This is a genomic window from Pseudomonas sp. B21-059, assembly GCF_026016285.1.
GTDB classification, from domain to species: Bacteria; Pseudomonadota; Gammaproteobacteria; order Pseudomonadales; family Pseudomonadaceae; genus Aquipseudomonas; species Aquipseudomonas danubii.
On the sequence record NZ_CP087201.1, the window covers coordinates 5,805,908 to 5,822,728 of the forward strand.

At 59.1% G+C, this 16,821-nt stretch carries 18 protein-coding genes; 6 read left to right on the forward strand and 12 right to left on the reverse strand.

Annotated features, from left to right (window positions below; genetic code table 11):
* Window positions 1–4 precede the first annotated feature (4 nt).
* The gene (ribF, locus tag LOY69_RS25795; protein WP_162884093.1) at window positions 5–949 is read right to left on the reverse strand and encodes a bifunctional riboflavin kinase/FAD synthetase; all 945 of its coding nucleotides are present in this window, start codon (window positions 947–949) and stop codon (window positions 5–7) included.
* Window positions 950–1,078: 129 nt separating this feature from the next.
* Window positions 1,079–2,617, reverse strand: a complete 1,539-nt coding sequence (murJ, locus tag LOY69_RS25800; RefSeq protein WP_102882258.1) for a murein biosynthesis integral membrane protein MurJ — start codon at window positions 2,615–2,617, stop codon at window positions 1,079–1,081.
* A 251-nt stretch (window positions 2,618–2,868) separates the two neighbouring features.
* On the opposite strand from murJ, the gene rpsT reads away from it, so the two are divergent.
* Window positions 2,869–3,147, forward strand: coding sequence for a 30S ribosomal protein S20 (gene rpsT / locus LOY69_RS25805; RefSeq protein WP_016967023.1), 279 nt, complete (start codon window positions 2,869–2,871; stop codon window positions 3,145–3,147).
* A gap of 111 nt (window positions 3,148–3,258) precedes the next feature.
* Here the strand turns inward: rpsT and LOY69_RS25810 are convergent, their stop codons facing one another.
* The 5 genes from LOY69_RS25810 to rplU form a co-directional block, all read right to left on the reverse strand.
* Window positions 3,259–3,720 carry a CreA family protein gene (locus tag LOY69_RS25810; RefSeq protein ID WP_265073778.1) on the reverse strand — a complete coding sequence of 154 codons (462 nt, stop codon included), beginning with the start codon at window positions 3,718–3,720 and terminating at the stop codon, window positions 3,259–3,261.
* A gap of 19 nt (window positions 3,721–3,739) precedes the next feature.
* Window positions 3,740–4,858, reverse strand: coding sequence for a glutamate 5-kinase (gene proB / locus LOY69_RS25815; RefSeq protein ID WP_047289314.1), 1,119 nt, complete (start codon window positions 4,856–4,858; stop codon window positions 3,740–3,742).
* Between the two features lie 183 nt (window positions 4,859–5,041).
* Window positions 5,042–6,265 (reverse strand): Obg family GTPase CgtA, encoded by a 1,224-nt coding sequence (gene cgtA / locus LOY69_RS25820; protein ID WP_110596205.1) that lies wholly within the window; start codon window positions 6,263–6,265, stop codon window positions 5,042–5,044.
* Window positions 6,266–6,459: 194 nt separating this feature from the next.
* Entirely contained in the window at window positions 6,460–6,717 is a 258-nt protein-coding gene (rpmA, locus tag LOY69_RS25825; protein WP_003228360.1) for a 50S ribosomal protein L27, read from the reverse strand.
* 35 nt (window positions 6,718–6,752) lie between these two features.
* Entirely contained in the window at window positions 6,753–7,064 is a 312-nt protein-coding gene (rplU, locus tag LOY69_RS25830) for a 50S ribosomal protein L21 (RefSeq protein WP_007924746.1), read from the reverse strand.
* Between the two features lie 263 nt (window positions 7,065–7,327).
* Here rplU and LOY69_RS25835 point away from each other — a divergent pair, with 263 nt between their 5' ends.
* The 3 genes from LOY69_RS25835 (at window position 7,328) to LOY69_RS25845 (ending at window position 9,226) form a co-directional block, all read left to right on the forward strand.
* The gene (locus LOY69_RS25835) at window positions 7,328–8,296 is read left to right on the forward strand and encodes a polyprenyl synthetase family protein (protein ID WP_016967027.1); all 969 of its coding nucleotides are present in this window, start codon (window positions 7,328–7,330) and stop codon (window positions 8,294–8,296) included.
* 114 nt (window positions 8,297–8,410) lie between these two features.
* Window positions 8,411–8,752, forward strand: a complete 342-nt coding sequence (locus LOY69_RS25840) for a zinc ribbon domain-containing protein YjdM (RefSeq protein ID WP_016967028.1) — start codon at window positions 8,411–8,413, stop codon at window positions 8,750–8,752.
* Window positions 8,753–8,956: 204 nt separating this feature from the next.
* Window positions 8,957–9,226: a hypothetical protein gene (locus tag LOY69_RS25845; RefSeq protein WP_102865444.1), complete on the forward strand. Its 270-nt coding sequence runs from the start codon at window positions 8,957–8,959 to the stop codon at window positions 9,224–9,226.
* An 89-nt stretch (window positions 9,227–9,315) separates the two neighbouring features.
* Here the strand turns inward: LOY69_RS25845 and LOY69_RS25850 are convergent, their stop codons facing one another.
* From LOY69_RS25850 to LOY69_RS25860, 3 genes are all read right to left on the reverse strand, one after another.
* On the reverse strand, window positions 9,316–9,933 hold the full coding sequence (locus tag LOY69_RS25850) for an FKBP-type peptidyl-prolyl cis-trans isomerase (protein ID WP_044465159.1): 618 nt from the start codon (window positions 9,931–9,933) through the stop codon (window positions 9,316–9,318).
* 126 nt (window positions 9,934–10,059) lie between these two features.
* The gene (locus LOY69_RS25855; RefSeq protein WP_102882261.1) at window positions 10,060–10,365 is read right to left on the reverse strand and encodes a DUF6482 family protein; all 306 of its coding nucleotides are present in this window, start codon (window positions 10,363–10,365) and stop codon (window positions 10,060–10,062) included.
* A gap of 133 nt (window positions 10,366–10,498) precedes the next feature.
* Window positions 10,499–10,987 carry a TIGR00645 family protein gene (locus LOY69_RS25860; RefSeq protein ID WP_102882262.1) on the reverse strand — a complete coding sequence of 163 codons (489 nt, stop codon included), beginning with the start codon at window positions 10,985–10,987 and terminating at the stop codon, window positions 10,499–10,501.
* A 161-nt stretch (window positions 10,988–11,148) separates the two neighbouring features.
* Between LOY69_RS25860 and LOY69_RS25865 the strand changes: the two genes are divergently transcribed.
* A complete protein-coding gene (locus LOY69_RS25865; RefSeq protein ID WP_265073779.1) occupies window positions 11,149–12,978 on the forward strand; it encodes a hypothetical protein in 1,830 nt (609 codons plus the stop codon).
* Window positions 12,979–12,981: 3 nt separating this feature from the next.
* Here LOY69_RS25865 and LOY69_RS25870 read toward each other — a convergent pair whose 3' ends face one another.
* Complete coding sequence (locus LOY69_RS25870; RefSeq protein WP_102865440.1) at window positions 12,982–13,323, reverse strand: hypothetical protein; 342 nt, start codon at window positions 13,321–13,323, stop codon at window positions 12,982–12,984.
* Window positions 13,324–13,536: 213 nt separating this feature from the next.
* Window positions 13,537–15,975 (reverse strand): Lon protease family protein, encoded by a 2,439-nt coding sequence (locus tag LOY69_RS25875; protein WP_102865439.1) that lies wholly within the window; start codon window positions 15,973–15,975, stop codon window positions 13,537–13,539.
* Between the two features lie 276 nt (window positions 15,976–16,251).
* Between LOY69_RS25875 and LOY69_RS25880 the strand changes: the two genes are divergently transcribed.
* Entirely contained in the window at window positions 16,252–16,740 is a 489-nt protein-coding gene (locus tag LOY69_RS25880) for a DUF3015 domain-containing protein (RefSeq protein WP_011063564.1), read from the forward strand.
* The last annotated feature ends 81 nt before the right edge of the window (window positions 16,741–16,821 follow it).

Here is a 16,821-nt window from a genome sequence, read left to right on the forward strand (position 1 = left end):
TTCATTAGCGATTGGCGCTATGGATACGTGCCACTTGGGCACGGGCGGCGGCAACATCCGCATTGATCGCCGTCTTCAACGCCTCCAGGGAGGCGAAACGCTGCTCTTCACGCAGCTTGTGGTGGAAAACCACCGTCAAACGCCGGTCATACAGATCGCCGGCAAAATCTAAAAGATGAACTTCCAGGTGGGCCTTGCCATCACCTGCGACCGTTGGCCGAACGCCGATATTGGCGACCCCCGGCCAGGTCTTGCCGGCAATGTCGACACTCACCAGGTAAACCCCGGAAAGCGGCACACGCCGGCGCTTCAATTGCACGTTGGCAGTGGGCGTACCCAACTGGCGCGCCAGTTTCTGCCCGTGCAGCACCCGCCCGGCAATCCGGTACGGCCGACCAAGCAGACGCTCGGCCAGTTCAAAATCTGCTGCGGCCAAGGCATTACGGACCTGGGTGCTGCTCACACGCAAACCATCCAGTTCTACGGTCTGCGCCGCTTCGACGGTAAAGCCGTGGTTGGCGCCAGCCTGCTGCAGGAACTCGAAATCGCCGACCCGGTCGCAACCAAAACGGAAATCGTCGCCGACTTCCAGATGCTGCACGCCCAGACCATCCACCAGGATCCGCTCGACAAATTCATTGGCGCTGAGTTTGCTCAGGCGCTGGTTGAACGCCAGGCACAACACCCGATCGACACCGGCCTGGGCCAGCAGTTGCAGCTTGTCACGCAGGCGGGCCAGGCGCGCCGGCGCCGTCTCAGGGGCAAAGAATTCCCGCGGCTGGGGCTCGAAAATCACCACACAGCTGGGCACGCCCAACTCGAGCGCACGCTCACGCAGCCGGCCCAGGATGGCCTGGTGACCACGGTGAACACCGTCAAAGTTGCCAATAGTGGCGACGCAGCCCCGATGCTGGGGGCGCAGATTGTGGAGGCCTCGAACCAGCTGCATAACGCGCTTCTTGCTCATAAAGTGGTCGATTATAACCACACCCGACGGCCGACGACAGGCAGCACCGTCACCCAAATTGATCGAACCGACAAAACCGGTAGCTGCCTCGCACCAACGACTAAACAGCCGTCAGTTCAAGGCCTTGCGATTGAAGTCGCGCAAACGGAAGCCCAGCAGGGCCAACATGCCGAAATACGCCACCACCCCAGCCACCACCAGCACGCCCAAGCGCAGGAAACGCTGGAGCATGTGCCCCTGGTCCCAGGCCGGCATAAAGTGCAGCAGCCCCAGCAATACCGCCGACATCACCGTCACAGCCACGATCAGCTTCAAGGCAAACAGCCCCCAGCCCGGCTGCGGCTGAAACATCTGCTGCTTGCGCAACTGGTAGAACAACAGCCCAGCGTTGATACAGGCCCCAGCGCTGATGGCCAAAGCCAGGCCTGCGTGCTTCAAGGGACCGATAAAGGCCAGGTTGAGCAGTTGGGTGACGATCAGCGTGAAGATGGCGATCTTCACCGGTGTGCGTATGTTCTGCTGTGCGTAGAAACCCGGCGCCAGCACCTTGATCACGATGATCCCCAGCAAGCCCACGGCGTAAGCCACCAATGCACGCTGAGTCATAGAGGCGTCAAAAGCGCTGAACTCACCGTACTGGAACAGCGACACCGTCAACGGCTCAGCAAGTATCCCCAGCGCCAGGGAACATGGCAGCACCAGAATGAAGCACAGACGCAGCCCCCAATCGAGAATCCGCGAGTACTCATGGCGATCCTTGTTGGCGTAGGTCTTGGCCAGGGTCGGTAGCAAAATAGTGCCCAGGGCCACGCCCAGCACACCGGAAGGCAGCTCCATAAGACGGTCGGCGTAATACATCCAGGACACAGAGCCCGCGACCAGGAAGGAAGCAAAGATGGTGTTGATGATCAGCGAGATCTGACTGACGGACACCCCGAGGATCGCCGGCAACATCTGCTTCATCACCCGCCAGACACCGGTATCACGCACATTCAGTCGAGGCAGCACCAACATGCCGATCTTCTTCAAATGCGGCAGCTGATAGAGCAATTGCGCCAAGCCCCCTGCCAGCACTGCCCAGCCCAGGGCCATCACTGGAGGATCAAAGTAGGGCGTAAGGAACAGCGCGAAGATGATCATGCTGACGTTGAGCAGAGTCGGCACGAACGCCGGCACCGAGAAGCGGTTCCAGGTATTGAGAATCGCCCCGGCCAGGGAGGACAGCGAGATCAGCAATATATAAGGAAAGGTCACCCGGAGCAGATCGGAAGTCAGGGCGAATTTTTCCGGGGAGTCGACAAAACCCGGTGCCGTAGCCCAGATCACCCAGGGTGCAGCGATGATGCCCAATGCAGTGACCAGGGCCAGAACCAGGGTCAACAAGCCCGAGACATAGGCAATGAAGGTCCGAGTCGCCTCCTCCCCCTGCTGACTCTTGTACTCCGCCAGAATCGGCACGAAGGCTTGAGAGAAGGCTCCCTCGGCAAAGATTCGCCGCAACAGGTTGGGCAACTTGAAGGCAATGAAGAAGGCATCCGTAGCCATCCCGGCGCCGAACGTGCGCGCGATGATGGTATCGCGGACAAACCCCAGTACCCGGGAAAGCATCGTGATAGAGCTGACCGCGGCCAATGACTTGAGCAGGTTCATGAAAAGGTTGTTTGCCTGTAGATAAACAGCAGGCGAAAAGACGCCCACTTATGCGATACTCCGCGCCGCAACAGCACAGAGCCAAAGCTCGCGAGTTTACAGGTCAAGCGCCGGAAATAAATATCCCGCCTCTTCAGATCGACCACTCAGCGGAACGCATCAGCTGCCCTTGACAAGACTTCAACTCATCGGCATGATTCGCGGCCTATTTTGTTTGCTATTTCCCAAAAAGTCTTTCGAGGAGCTCGACGGTGGCCAACACACCTTCCGCCAAAAAACGTGCAAAACAGGCTGAGAAGCGTCGCAGCCACAACGCCAGCCTGCGTTCCATGGTTCGTACCTACATCAAGAACGTAGTTAAGGCCATCGACGCCAAAGACGCTGCTAAAGCGCAAGCCGCTTATGTTCTGGCCGTGCCAGTTATCGACCGCATGGCCGATAAAGGCATCATCCACAAGAACAAAGCTGCTCGTCATAAAGGTCGTCTGAATGGCCACATCAAGGCTCTGAACCTTGCTGCTGCAGCCTAAGCGACACGCTTGTTAAAAAACCGACCCAAGGGTCGGTTTTTTATTGCCTGCAATTTACCCGCCCGCAACAAGCCAGCCCCATCAGGGGCCGGCCCGACAATACTCAACAGGTCATTGATGAGGCCAAGGCAGAATAGGGATCGCCGTTACCGCATTCTGCGGACTACCCTCGATCACACGATCGCTATAGACCAGATACACCAGGGTGTTGCGCTTCTTGTCGAGGAAGCGCACCACCTGCATGGTCTTGAACACTAGCGAGGTGCGCTCCTTGAAGACCTCGTCACCATCCTTGAGCTCGCCCTTGAAGGCGATCGGCCCCACCTGGCGACAGGCAATGGACGCCTCGGCACGATCCTCAGCCAAACCCAAGCCACCCTTGAGACCACCTGTCTTGGCTCGCGACAGATAACAAGTCACACCATCCACCTTGGGATCATCAAAGGCCTCGACCACGATCCGGTCGTTAGGCCCGACAAATTTGAACACCGTGGACACCTGGCCAATCTCCTCGGCCGACACCATGAACGGCATCACCAAGAGCAGACCCAACAATCCTTTTGCTACGCGCATTCGCTTTTCCTTAGGTCACTTACACCAGAATCAGGTTATCGCGGTGAACCAATTCCGGCTCAGCCATGTAACCCAGGACACCGACAATCGCATCAGAGGGCTGACCGATGATTTTCTGCGCCTCAAGGGCACTGTAGTTGGCCAGGCCGCGGGCAATTTCACGCCCATCAGGCGCCACGCACACCACCATTTCACCGCGACGGAAACCACCCTGGACCTGCTTGACCCCCACTGGCAACAGACTCTTGTTGCCCTGAGACAGGGCCGACACAGCCCCCTCATCCAGCACCAGGGTACCGCGGGTTTGCAGATGTCCAGCAAGCCACTGCTTGCGCGCCGCCAACATGCCACGCTCCGGCGACAGCAAGGTACCAATGCGCTCCCCCGCTTTCAGGCGATCCAGCACCCGCTCCAGACGCCCACCAACAATGATGGTATGCGCCCCGGAGCGCGCCGCCAGGCGCGCCGCTCGCAACTTGGTCTGCATACCACCACGCCCCAACGCCCCGCCAGTACCGCCAGCCACGGCATCCAGCGCCGGATCATCGGCCCGCGCCTCGTAAATCAACTGCGCATCGGGATTGTTGCGCGGATCAGCATCGAACATGCCATCGCGATCAGTGAGGATAACCAGCAGGTCAGCCTCCACCAGATTGGCCACCAGCGCCGCCAGGGTGTCGTTATCGCCGAAGCGGATTTCATCGGTCACCACGGTGTCGTTTTCATTGATCACCGGAATCACCTTGAGCTCCACCAGCGCCCGCAAAGTACTGCGAGCATTGAGGTAACGCTTACGGTCCGACAGATCGTCGTGGGTCAGGAGAATCTGCGCCGTATGCCGGCCATGCTCGGCAAAGCTCGACTCCCAGGCCTGCACCAAGCCCATCTGGCCAATGGCCGCAGCCGCCTGCAGCTCATGCATCGCACTCGGTCGTGCGGTCCAGCCAAGGCGACTCATTCCGGCCGCCACAGCACCCGAAGAGACCAGTACCAATTCGACCCCCGCCTCATGCAAGGCCACCATCTGCTCGACCCACACGCCCATTGCCGCGCGATCCAGTCCCTTGCCGTCCGCCGTCAGCAGTGCACTGCCGATCTTCACGACCCAGCGCTGTGCACCCGTCACCTTGCTCCGCATCTTATTCAACCTTTGCCAGCGAGCAGCGCGACCGAGCGCCACTCATGGGGTTATTCGTATTTAAGCCTTGCAGATACCAAAACGCCGCTCGAATGAGCGGCGCCTTGAGAGCTGGCTGGCAGCGATGATAACACCGCACCCACCCAGATAAACCGTGTTCGCGGGCAAGCCCGCACCACAGGATCAGTCGCGGACGTAGATGATTTCCGGGCCGTCCTCGTCATCCACATCCTCTTCATCCCAGTCATCGTCGCCAATGTCATGGACACTCTTGACGCCGCTACGGCGCAGGGCACGCTGATCGTCCAGCGCCTGCAACTGGGCACGCGCCTCATCTTCGATGCGCTGATCCAGCTCGGCCAGCTCATCGGCATAGGCCGGGTCGGCTGCCAGGCGATCGGCACGATCTTCCAGATAACGCATGATGTCGCGACTCAGACGCTCGGTACCATCCTTGGAGATGGCCGAGATCACGTACACCGGACCAGTCCACTCCAGACGATCAACGATCTCCTTGACGCGCTCCTCACGCTCCTCCTCAAGAATCTGATCGCTCTTGTTCAGCACCAGCCAGCGCTCACGCTCAGCCAGGGACGGACTGAACTTGACCAACTCGTTGACAATCACTTCTGCGGCATCCGCCGGATTGGTTTCATCCAGCGGAGCCATGTCCACCAGATGCAGCAGGATGCGCGTACGCGCCAAGTGCTTGAGGAAGCGAATCCCCAGGCCAGCGCCATCGGAAGCCCCTTCGATCAAACCTGGAATATCGGCGATTACGAAGCTCTTCCAGCGGTCAACACTGACCACGCCCAGGTTGGGCACCAGCGTGGTGAAGGGGTAGTCAGCCACTTTCGGCTTGGCGGCGGAAACCGAGCGAATGAAGGTACTTTTACCGGCATTCGGCAAACCCAGGAGGCCAACGTCCGCCAACACCTTCAATTCCAGCTTGAGATCACGCTGCTCACCCGGCTTGCCCGGAGTGGTCTGTCGCGGCGCACGGTTGGTACTGGACTTGAACCGGGTGTTACCCAGGCCGTGCCAGCCACCCTGCACCACCATCAGGCGCTGACCAGCCTTGGTCAGGTCGCCGATGACCTCCTGAGTACCGGCATCAATGATGGTGGTACCGACCGGAACCCGCAGCTCCAGATCCTCGCCTTTCTTGCCGGTGCAGTCGGTGCTGCCACCATTGGAGCCGCGCTCAGCATCGAAGTGCCGGGTATAACGGTAGTCCACCAGGGTGTTGAGGTTTTCGTCAGCGACCATGTAGATCGAGCCACCATCACCACCATCACCGCCGTTGGGACCACCGTTCTCGATGAATTTTTCCCGACGGAAACTCATGCAGCCATTGCCGCCGTCGCCAGCTTTTACTCGAATCGAAACTTCATCAACAAACTTCATGATCAAACGCCTCTCACCGCACGGGCGAGCTGAAGAAACCAAGACATAAGACTCTTGCAAAAATGAGCGCAGCGACCTCAATCAACGACCGAAACATCCAACGCTGCCAGCTCGTACAAACAGTTTTGCAAGAGACTCATCCCACAAACGAAAAAGCCCCGTCGCGAGACAGGGCTTTTCCAGCGATCGCGCAATTAAGCCGCGACGACGCTCACGTAACGACGACCGAAGGCGCCTTTTACTTCAAACTTGATCACGCCTTCGATTTTCGCGAACAGGGTGTGATCTTTACCCATGCCAACGCCGTAGCCAGCGTGGAATTGGGTGCCGCGCTGACGCACGATGATGTTGCCGGCCTTGATGACCTGGCCGCCATACATCTTCACGCCAAGGCGTTTGGCTTCTGAGTCGCGACCGTTACGGGTACTACCACCAGCTTTTTTGTGTGCCATGAGTTCAATTCTCCTAGTGAGGAATTAGGCTGAAATTAAGCCTGAATACCGGTGATTTTGATCTCGGTGAACCACTGGCGGTGGCCCATACGCTTCATGTGGTGCTTACGGCGACGGAACTTGATGATGCGGACTTTATCGTGACGACCTTGGGAGATCACTTCAGCCTTGACGGTTGCGCCAGCAACAACAGGTGCGCCGATGTTCACGTCGTCGCCATTGGCAACCAACAGAACGCGGTCAAAAGTCACGGACTCGCCAGTGGCGATTTCCAGTTTTTCGATCTTCAGGTATTCACCTTCAGCGACCTTGTATTGCTTACCGCCGGTAACGATTACTGCGTACATGGTATTTCTCCGATAATCCTGCTCACCCAGCTCTTTATAAGAAGAGGTATTGGCTGGCATGGCTGCATGGGGCTGGAACGGCCCAAGTGCAATTGCGTAAGGCAGGTGCTGCCCAGGAAGTTCAGGGTGCGCGATTGTACGCAAGGCACAATAGCGATGCAAGTGCCGTTCAGGCGGCGCGGAGTCCTGCCCGGAGCGCGCCTTGACACCTGCGGACGCGGGTCCTAGCATGCCGCGCAACCCTTCTGGAGCACCTGTCGCTGATGCAACCCCAAGCTTTCTACCGCGCGGTGGCGGACGATTTTAGCGCCGTCGACGGCATCATCAAGAAACAGCTGACTTCCCGAGTGCCGCTGGTTTCAAAAATCGGCGACTACATCACTTCGGCCGGAGGCAAGCGCCTGCGTCCTTTATTAGTGCTGCTGTGTGGCAAGGCACTGGGGCGCGAAGGCGACGATTTGCGCCTGCTGGCCGCCACCATCGAGTTCCTGCACACCGCCACCCTGCTGCATGACGACGTGGTCGACATGTCCGGCATGCGCCGTGGCCGTTCGACCGCCAACGCTATGTGGGGCAATGCGCCCAGCGTACTGGTGGGAGACTTCCTGTACTCCCGTTCGTTCGAAATGATGGTTGAACTGGGCTCGATGCCAGTCATGCGCATCCTGTCCCAGGCCACGCGGATCATCGCCGAAGGCGAAGTCCTGCAACTGTCCAAGGTGCGCGACGCCAGTACCACCGAAGAAACCTATATGGAAGTCATCCGCGGCAAGACCGCGATGCTCTTCGAAGCCTCGACCCACAGCGCAGCCGCCCTGGCCGGCGCCACACCGGAACAGGCCGAAGCCCTGCGCACCTTCGGCGATCACCTGGGCGTGGCCTTCCAACTGGTGGACGACCTGCTGGACTACCGTGGCGACGCCGAAACCCTGGGCAAGAACGTGGGTGACGACCTCGCGGAAGGCAAACCCACCCTGCCGCTGATCTACACCATGCGCGAAGGCACCCCAGAGCAGGCAGCCCTGGTTCGCCAGGCCATCCAGAAAGGCGGTATCGAAGACCTGGAAAGCATCCGCGCCGCCGTTGAGGCTTCGGGCTCCCTGGACTACACCGCGCAATTGGCCCGCGACTACGTAGCTCGCGCCATCACCTGCCTGGAAGCCCTGCCACCCAGCGAATACCGCGACGCTCTGGTGGAGTTGAGCGAATTCGCCGTCGCTCGCACCCACTAAACCGCACCGGCTCCTGCTGATCGGCAGGAGCCGGCGCAACTCCCCAGCGCCCCCTCCCCGAAAAAACCCTATACAATGTGCGCTTTTTAGCCATCCTGACTTTGAGGAGCTTAAGTGAGCACTTTGCCACCCTGCCCAAAATGCAATTCCGAATACACCTACGAGGACGGCACCCAGCTGATCTGCCCCGAGTGCGCCCACGAGTGGTCCGCCAGCGGCGAAGCCGAAGCCGCATCCGATGAAGCCGTGAAGAAAGATTCGGTGGGCAACGTGCTGCAAGACGGCGACACCATCACCGTGATCAAGGACCTCAAGGTCAAGGGCACCTCCCTGGTGGTCAAGGTCGGCACCAAGGTCAAGAACATCCGCCTGTGCGATGGCGACCACGACATCGACTGCAAGATCGACGGCATCGGCCCGATGAAGCTCAAATCCGAGTTCGTCCGCAAGGTCTGACGCCTGCACCCTCTCGCGCCTGCCGCGAGAGGGTATCCCGCCTATCCCCCCGCCCTGCTTGATCCACACACCTGCTAGCGAAAAGCCAGCCGATTTGATCGAAAACAATTTCCACACAGAAAAAAGCAGAAACCGCCAATAGGTACTTGCTATTCATTGAATAAGAATTATTCTCATTGAACCCCATTCAAGGAGATGACACCCATGACTTATTTGATTGATGCCTGGCTGGACCGCCCACACCCTTACCTGCGCATCCTGCATCGGGAAACCGGGGAAGTCTGTGCTGTGCTGGAAGAGGAAGCCCTGAGCGAGCTGCAGGACCAGGGAGATCTGGACCTGATCGGCTTGAGCTCCAGCGAACCGCTGGTTCTCAAGGAATTGGTGCGCAACCTGTTTTTGTTCTGCTACGCCAGAGCCTTGCGGCCAACCGGCGCCGATGGCCACAGCCTGGGCGCAAAAATTCGTCTATGAAACCAAAACCGCGAAAGGGGCAAGTTGGCCGAGGATGAACTGACCGCGCGTGCGCGGCCGTCATCGCCAGCCATCTGGCCCCTACCGGGTTACAGAACGTCCAGCAGCTCGACGTCGAACACCAGAACGCTGTGCGGCGGGATGCTGCCCACGCCTTGTGCGCCGTAAGCCAGCTCGCTCGGCACGTACAGACGCCATTTGCTACCGGCGTTCATCAATTGCAGCGCTTCGGTCCAGCCGGCAATCACGCCGCCTACCGGGAACTCAGCAGGTTGGCCACGCTCGTAGGAGCTGTCGAACACAGTGCCGTCGATCAGGGTGCCGTGGTAGTGAGTACGCACGCTGTCTTCACGGGATGGCTTGGCGCCGTCACCCTGGGTCAGCACTTCGAATTGCAGACCGGAAGCCAGAGTGGTGATGCCTTCACGCTTGGCGTTTTCCGCCAGGAAAGCCAGACCGGCACCCGCAGCAGCTTCGGCTTTAGCAGCGGCTTCAGCTTGCATGATTTCGCGGATGACCTTGAAGCTCGCGGACATTTCTTCCTGACCCACACGGCTTGGCTTACCGGCGAAAGCGTCGGTCAGACCCGCCAGGATCGCGTCCAGGCTAACGCCCGGTGGAGGGTTGTCGCGCAGTTGGTCGCCCAACTGACGGCCAATGCCGTAGCTGACGCGGGTTTCGTCGGTGGACAGATTTACTTCGGACATGACACTGCTCCGCTGTGCGGACGGCTCGGAAAGGCCGCAGGAACACAGCGCCTCCCGGAGCGCCCGGAATCAAAAGGGCGAGCAGACTAGCACAGAAGCCCGGCACGGATCATCGCCGTGCAGGCCTCAGCCCCCCGAGTGCAAAGTGATGGGCACTTTCAAGCTTTCCTCGACACCCGCGGACAAGCCGCACATCTCGTCATGCACTGACGTGTGAATCAGATTGAACGGCAACTTGGGAAAGGACTGCAGGACCTCACGAGCATGCTCCACGGAGCGCAGATGAAACATCTGGCCCTGGGCATCGCTCAGTGGATAAGCCGCCCCGTGCATGCGCGCCTCAAGCAGATAGATTCCGCCCTCCAGGGAGATCAGATTCAATTCGTCGACTTTTCCGGCAATGGCGTAGGCATTCATTTCTTGCAGATTCATGAGAGCACCTCGTGCTTTTACAGCCCTGACAGCTACAGGCATATGCCCCAGCCAGGAAAAGCACAAGCCACAAACAACGCCGCCCGTCCGTTTCGCAACGGCCGGGCGGCATTCATTCACGCAGCGAAACCTGTCAGTGCTTGGTCAGCTTGTCCAGGTAACCCATGGCAAACGCCGAAATCACGAACGTCATGTGAATCACCACGTACCACAACAGGTACTCGGTAGGGATGTTCTTGGCATCCATGAACACTCGCAGCAGGTGGATCGACGAAATCGCCACGATGGACGCGGCCACTTTCATCTTCAACGACGAAGAATCCATCTTGCCCAACCAGCTGAGCTTCTCCTTGTCTTCGTCGATGTCCAGTTGCGACACGAAGTTCTCATAACCGGAGATCATCACCATCACCAGCAGGCCACCTACCAGCGCCATGTCGATCAACGACAACAGCACCAGGATCAGGTCGGACTCGGCCATGGAAAACACATTGGGAATGACGTGGAAGACTTCCTGGAAGAACTTCAATGCCAGTGCCAGCAAGCCCAGAGACAAACCGAAGTAGATCGGCGCCAGCAGCCAGCGTGAGGCATACATTGCATTCTCGATAAAACGTTCCATTGAATCTCGCACCCGGTGTAAAAACGGCGGCGAGTATATCAGCGCCCGAAACCCCCATAAACCACAGACAATCACCTGATCCACGGGTTTTTCCGGGCGTATTTTCTGCTAGTGTCGAAGCCATTGCTCACGCTCACCGACATTGGACAGGAAGACTGGAAATGGATGTGCGATTGCCTTTGGCCAGTGTCGGCCTTGGTCTGGCGCTGCTGATCAGCGGCTGTTCCCCCAGCGACGAAAAGAAACAGGCGAGCCTCGAAGAGAAAACCGTACAGTTTGAACAGTCGCTGGACGCCATCCAGGATCCGAAGCTCAAGGACGCCATTGCCAATCTTGGTGGCTCCCTCCTGCTGCTGGAACGAGCACAGCTCAAACTTGACAGCAAGCCGCTGGAAACCGAATACGGCGACGACAGCCTGGCCCTGCTCAAGCACTATCCCACTGCCCAAGCCTTGGTGGACACCTACGTCAACGGCCTGTTCGTACTGCGCAAATCCTCCAATTCCGACTACCTGACCGATCTGCAGCCCGTCTTCCCCTTCAGCTTCAGCATGCCCACACAGTTCCCGTTTCCCCACGGGTTGGAATGGCAGTCGGTCACCCTCAGCAACAAAAAAGTCATTCCCTTCCAAGCCGAATGGTCGGAGACCGATCCGGGCATCCAGCTCAGCCCCTCCAGCTCCAACCTGACCAATCCGGATGACTTGACCATCACCTACCCCTTTATCGAGGGCCTGGAGGTGGACAACAAGAATCAGCCGCAGCCGGTTTCCCTACAAGGCAAGCTGGAGGTGATAGCCCCAGGTCGGGTGCTCGCTTTTGAACTGACCAAGGCCGACATCGGTAAACCGCGTCAGGACGGCAATATCCGCCTGACCCTGTTGACGCTGGACAGGAACGTTGCCGAGATCGAGCTGAGCAATAGCGCCCCCCTGCCCGAAGAAGCCAATGATGCCTCCCTCAATCCCTTGCTGGCCCAGGCCCGTGACAGCAAGGGGCAGATTCTGTCCCGCGCAGGCTCGATCAACGAAAGTGCCCAACAGATCGCCTTCTACCAACAGCAATTGGCCGAGATGCAAAAGCAGAAGGCGTGGAGCGAGGCATTCGAGAAACAACTGGAGGACGAGCAAAAGGCCTTCGACCAGCAACACACCAATCATTACGCCAAGGTGTATTTCAATGGCCTGGTGGATCGGCTGGAAGTCGCAGTACTGGATTTCTCCCAGGCCAGCGTCACGCGCAAGTACCTGGACCTGCCGGTACATCGTTTCGACAGCAATACCACCGACAGGAACATCCAACCGCTGCCAATGCCGGTGGTGGTCTATGACGATCAAGCCCCCCACTACCTCAAGGGCGCACAGCTGGACGAAGAGTCACTGAAAAAATCCGTGACCATCAGCCAGTCGGTGGAAGATGCCAGCGCAGCGCGCATCGAGTTCAGCCACCCGCGGACCTTCAATGATGAGTTGCTGGGCTCAGAGTTCAGCACCAACGATACCCCGCTGACTTTCTTCACCCAGAACGAGAAGGGCCAACGGGGTGAACCGATCGAACTGCCGGACGAGGCCTTCGACATCGACCCGTTGCGGGGCGTCATCACCTACGACCTCAACCTTTTCCCGGAAACCCCCGCCTACGCCGTAGGCTCCATTCCTCTGTTCCTGGCCACCATCGAGAAGAGCAGCATCAACGCTCAACAGCTGCCCAAAGGCCTAGAACTCAGGGGCAACGCCTTGATCGTCGACCAGAAACTCTTTCCAGCAGACGCCTGGCGCTTCTTTGCCAAGGACGCCAGCGGCCAATACCTGAAGGAGATTCTTGCAAGCAGCCACAGTGCCTCGGCCGACGGTACGGCGTTATTCGATGTGCACTACTTCTACGGCGAGCCCAGCCAGTTGGAAAGCTACACCCGCAGCACACTCGACACGGTGCAATACGGCTTTGAGGTCAAGCTCGACAAAGCCGAGTCGGCGCCCCCGGCCCCCTAGGGGTCAGTGTTCGGGATGGAACTGGAAATCACCGGCATGGCGTCCCCGCTCACCATTGATCTGACGTAACTGGGCCTGCAGATGCAGGCACCAGATCTGTGGATCATCGGCCAGCTGATAGCCATGGGTGGTCAGGCTTTCAACAATCGAATCAAGGATGGACTCCGCCACCACGGGTCCACAGAACGGGCCTTGGGACTTGATCGCTGAGGGTTGTTCACCCGCCATTCCGGCGGCGAAGAGAAGGGTCCACATACCGTTGTCCCCCGCCAGTGGGCGGACGCTGCATTCGATACGGGTGACCAAGCCAAGGCATTGGCGGGTGAGGCAAAGGTTGCGCGACATGGCGGCGACCCTCGGTAGAACCACTGTTCAGCCTTCAGTAGAGGACTGTTTCGATCCAGCGACGACTGTCGTTCTCCTTGCCCTGAGAATAGAAGAAAAGCCTGATAAACAAAGTTGACCGATCCAACAGGCGCCGAATGGTCTATTTTGAGAAATTGGCGTCAGCCCACTGACGCCGCTGGCGAGGGACAAAGCCCTCGCCAGCGGCCACTGTCACGCCGGCTTGGCCTCTGTCAGCGCCTCTTGCGCCAGTTCCTTTTCCGCTTCTTTCAGGTCTTCTTCGCTGATCATCTCGGCAATGACCCGCAGGCGCTCCACCACCCGCGCGTTGACGCTGCCTTCGGGGAACTGACCTTCGGCATCCGGTTCACCAGCCGGCTCGCCCACCAGCAGGCTCAGGGCTTCATCAGCCTGACGCACCGCATACACATGGAACTGTCCAGCACGTACGGCCTGCAGCACCTTCTCATCGAGCATCAAAGTGGCCACGTTGGCCTGAGGAATGATCGCACCCTGCTCTCCGGTCAAGCCGCGGGCTTCGCACAGGCGGAAGAAGCCTTCGATCTTCTCGTTGACTCCGCCCACAGCCTGCACCTCGCCGAACTGGTTGATCGAGCCGGTGATGGCGAAACACTGTTTGAGTGGAGTTTTCGACAACGCCGAAATCAACGTGCAGGCCTCCCCCAGCGAAGCACTGTCGCCATCCACGTAGCCGTAGGACTGCTCCAGGGCAATGCTCGCGGAAATCGCCAGGGGGAACTCCTGGGCATAGCGACTGCCCAGGTAACCGGTCAGGATCATCACCCCCTTGGAGTGGATGGGCTGGCCAAGATTGACCTCGCGCTCGATGTCGACGATGCCACTGCCACCGGGGTAGACCGTGGCGGAAATCCGCGCTGGCACGCCGAACGCCGAATCCCCCACCTCCAGTACCGTCAGGCCGTTGCACTTGCCCACAGCCGCACCATCAGTGTCGATGAGAATGATGCCGGCGAGCATGTCATCGAGAATCCGTGCCGATACCCGACCGGTACGCGTCGCCTTGGCCTTCAGCGCCCTTTCGATATGTCCAGCGTCAGTCATTTCGTCGGAAGCCAGGTGGCGGATAAAGTCGGCCTCGCTGACCAATTGGAACAGGTCGCCGATCCGCGCCGACAGACGCCCCTGGTGCTCCGCCAGACGCGCGCTGTAGGTGGCCAGGCGCGCCACCGCATCAGCGGTCAGCGGGGCCATGCCCTCCTCCGAGGTGCGGGTTTTCAGCAACTGGGCAAACTGCTCCAGGCTTTCATCCACCATCGGGATGTCTTCGTCGAAGTCCACCAGTACCCGGAACATTTCCTGGAAGTCCGGATCCAGGTCCTGCAGCGTGTAATACAACTGGCGAGCACCAATGATGATGACCTTGACCTGCAGCGGAATCATCTGCGGCGTCAGGGTCACGGTAGCCAGACGCCCCATCTCGCCCAGAGGCGATTCCATCTTCAGCTTGCGCGATTGCAGGGCACGCTTCAGGGCGTCCCAGACAAAGGGTTCGCTGAGCATCTTCTCGGCTTCCAGAATCAGGAAACCACCATTGGCTCGATGCAGTGCACCGGGACGCAACTGCCGGTACGTGGTGTAGAGCGCGCCCTGGTCGGTGCTGTACTCGATCCGGCCGAACAGGTTGTCGTAGGTCGGATGCGGCTCGAACACCACCGGCGCGCCGCCACTGGCCGGGTGGCCCACCACCAGGCTTGGGCAGTACTGTTCTTCCAACAGCTTGCGTGCCACCGCATCGGTCTTGCTGTCGTCCACCAGTTGCTCGACCACGGTCTTCAATAGATAGACCTGCATGGCTTGCAAGTAACCGCAGACCGCAGCGTTTTCCGCGTACTTCTCGGACAGTGGCGCCAACAACGGCTGCAGGGCCAGGGTGATGGTTTCTTCATTGAGCTGACGCAACTGGTTGCTCGACTCGCGCTTCCACTGCGGCAAGCTCGCCAGCTCTTCATTAAGGCGCTCTTCCAGAGCGGAAATATCCTCGTGGAAACGCTCGCGATCAGCCTCCGGCAGTTGGGCGAACTCGGCTTCGTCCAGGGCCTTGCCATCGAGCATCGGGGTAAAGGCGATATTGCTGCTGTCGCGGTACAGCGCCACGTCCTTTTCCAGGGCCAGGCGCTCGATCACGTCCAGTGCGCGGTCGTAACGCTGGTTGAAAGCGCGGTCGATGGCGCTCTTCTTCTGCTGATAGGACGGGTGCTCGAAGACTGCCGGGAAGGTCGCCAGCAGGTTATCGATCAAACCGTTGATGTCGCTGATGAAACTGCCCGCGGCACCGGCCGGCAGTTCCAGCGCCCTAGGCTCCCGGGGCTCGTCGAAATTGTTGACATAGACCCAGTCAGACGGGGTCTGCAGGCGCTTGCCTTCAGCCTTCAGGTAGCGCTTTACGAAAGAAAAGCGCCCCGTACCGGGTTCCCCCATGACAAACACGTTGTAACCGGGGCGTGGCATGGCCACGCCGAACTGCAAGGCTTCGACCGCACGTTCCTGGCCAAGCACACCGCGAAAGGGCTCCAAATCATTGGTGGTCGAGAAGCTGAACTGTTCAGCAGAGAAAGGACGGGTCAGCGCTTCAGGCGCAAGACGCAGGCTGGCAGCAACAGGATCAGGCATCGGGCTTCCTTACATCAGGCGGGGCAGATGGCGGCATTCTGGCGCCGGGTATGCCCGGCTGGCAAGGCGCGCCTCAGGGGAAAGCATAGACAAGGCGGATACAGCTACCCGCCCCATGTAAAACCAGCTATTTCAGGCATTGTTTTGTAAAAATCTACGGAACCCATGGAACCTGCCTAAACTCCAAACTGCGCGGCTGGATAGATAACCGGCCCACTGGCGCCAATCAGCGCCAGTCTCCCTGTCCATTGGTATGCACACAAAGAGAACAACGCTATGAAACGGATTCTTCTCGGTACTCTTTTCACCGCTGTATCCCTCAACGCCATGGCTCAGGCGCCAGGCGGTCCGGATTGCGGCTGGGGCAACATGCTGTTCGAAGGTCAGCGTGGTACTCCAGCGCACTTCCTGGCTTCCACCACCAACGGCACCTCCGGTAACGCGACCTTCGGCATGACTTCCGGCACCAACGGCTGCTCCACCAATGCATCACTGACTTACGGTGGTAAATCCTGGTTCGCCATGAACGGCATGATGAACGAGCTCTCCGAAGACATGGCCAAGGGCCAAGGCGAAGCCTTGACCACCTACGCCGTGGTACTCGGTGTCGCCCCTGAAGACCGTGCGCACTTTGCTGCGGTCACCCACGAACACTTCCAACAGATCTTCAGCAAGGCTGACGTGACCGCGGAAGATGTGCACACCAATACCCTGGCCGTGTTGAAGAACGATGCGCGCCTGGCGAAATACGCCACTCCAGCTTAAGCTCGACCCGCCCGCTCCCCCCGGGGAGCGGGTTTTGTCTTCTTGACCTTGCCCATCTTGGGTCTTTGTATTTCCGACTTA

Coding starts and splice junctions, on each gene's coding strand:
- LOY69_RS25850 (WP_044465159.1), bottom strand. CDS start 9,933: ATGTCCGAAGTAAATCTGTCCACCGACGAAACCCGCGTCAGCTACGGC.
- LOY69_RS25855 (WP_102882261.1), bottom strand. CDS start 10,365: ATGAATCTGCAAGAAATGAATGCCTACGCCATTGCCGGAAAAGTCGAC.
- proB (WP_047289314.1), bottom strand. CDS start 4,858: ATGCGGAGCAAGGTGACGGGTGCACAGCGCTGGGTCGTGAAGATCGGC.
- LOY69_RS25845 (WP_102865444.1), top strand. CDS start 8,957: ATGACTTATTTGATTGATGCCTGGCTGGACCGCCCACACCCTTACCTG.
- LOY69_RS25860 (WP_102882262.1), bottom strand. CDS start 10,987: ATGGAACGTTTTATCGAGAATGCAATGTATGCCTCACGCTGGCTGCTG.
- LOY69_RS25870 (WP_102865440.1), bottom strand. CDS start 13,323: ATGTCGCGCAACCTTTGCCTCACCCGCCAATGCCTTGGCTTGGTCACC.
- rplU (WP_007924746.1), bottom strand. CDS start 7,064: ATGTACGCAGTAATCGTTACCGGCGGTAAGCAATACAAGGTCGCTGAA.
- LOY69_RS25810 (WP_265073778.1), bottom strand. CDS start 3,720: ATGCGCGTAGCAAAAGGATTGTTGGGTCTGCTCTTGGTGATGCCGTTC.
- LOY69_RS25875 (WP_102865439.1), bottom strand. CDS start 15,975: ATGCCTGATCCTGTTGCTGCCAGCCTGCGTCTTGCGCCTGAAGCGCTG.
- LOY69_RS25835 (WP_016967027.1), top strand. CDS start 7,328: ATGCAACCCCAAGCTTTCTACCGCGCGGTGGCGGACGATTTTAGCGCC.
- murJ (WP_102882258.1), bottom strand. CDS start 2,617: ATGAACCTGCTCAAGTCATTGGCCGCGGTCAGCTCTATCACGATGCTT.
- ribF (WP_162884093.1), bottom strand. CDS start 949: ATGCAGCTGGTTCGAGGCCTCCACAATCTGCGCCCCCAGCATCGGGGC.
- LOY69_RS25865 (WP_265073779.1), top strand. CDS start 11,149: ATGGATGTGCGATTGCCTTTGGCCAGTGTCGGCCTTGGTCTGGCGCTG.
- rpmA (WP_003228360.1), bottom strand. CDS start 6,717: ATGGCACACAAAAAAGCTGGTGGTAGTACCCGTAACGGTCGCGACTCA.
- LOY69_RS25880 (WP_011063564.1), top strand. CDS start 16,252: ATGAAACGGATTCTTCTCGGTACTCTTTTCACCGCTGTATCCCTCAAC.
- cgtA (WP_110596205.1), bottom strand. CDS start 6,265: ATGAAGTTTGTTGATGAAGTTTCGATTCGAGTAAAAGCTGGCGACGGC.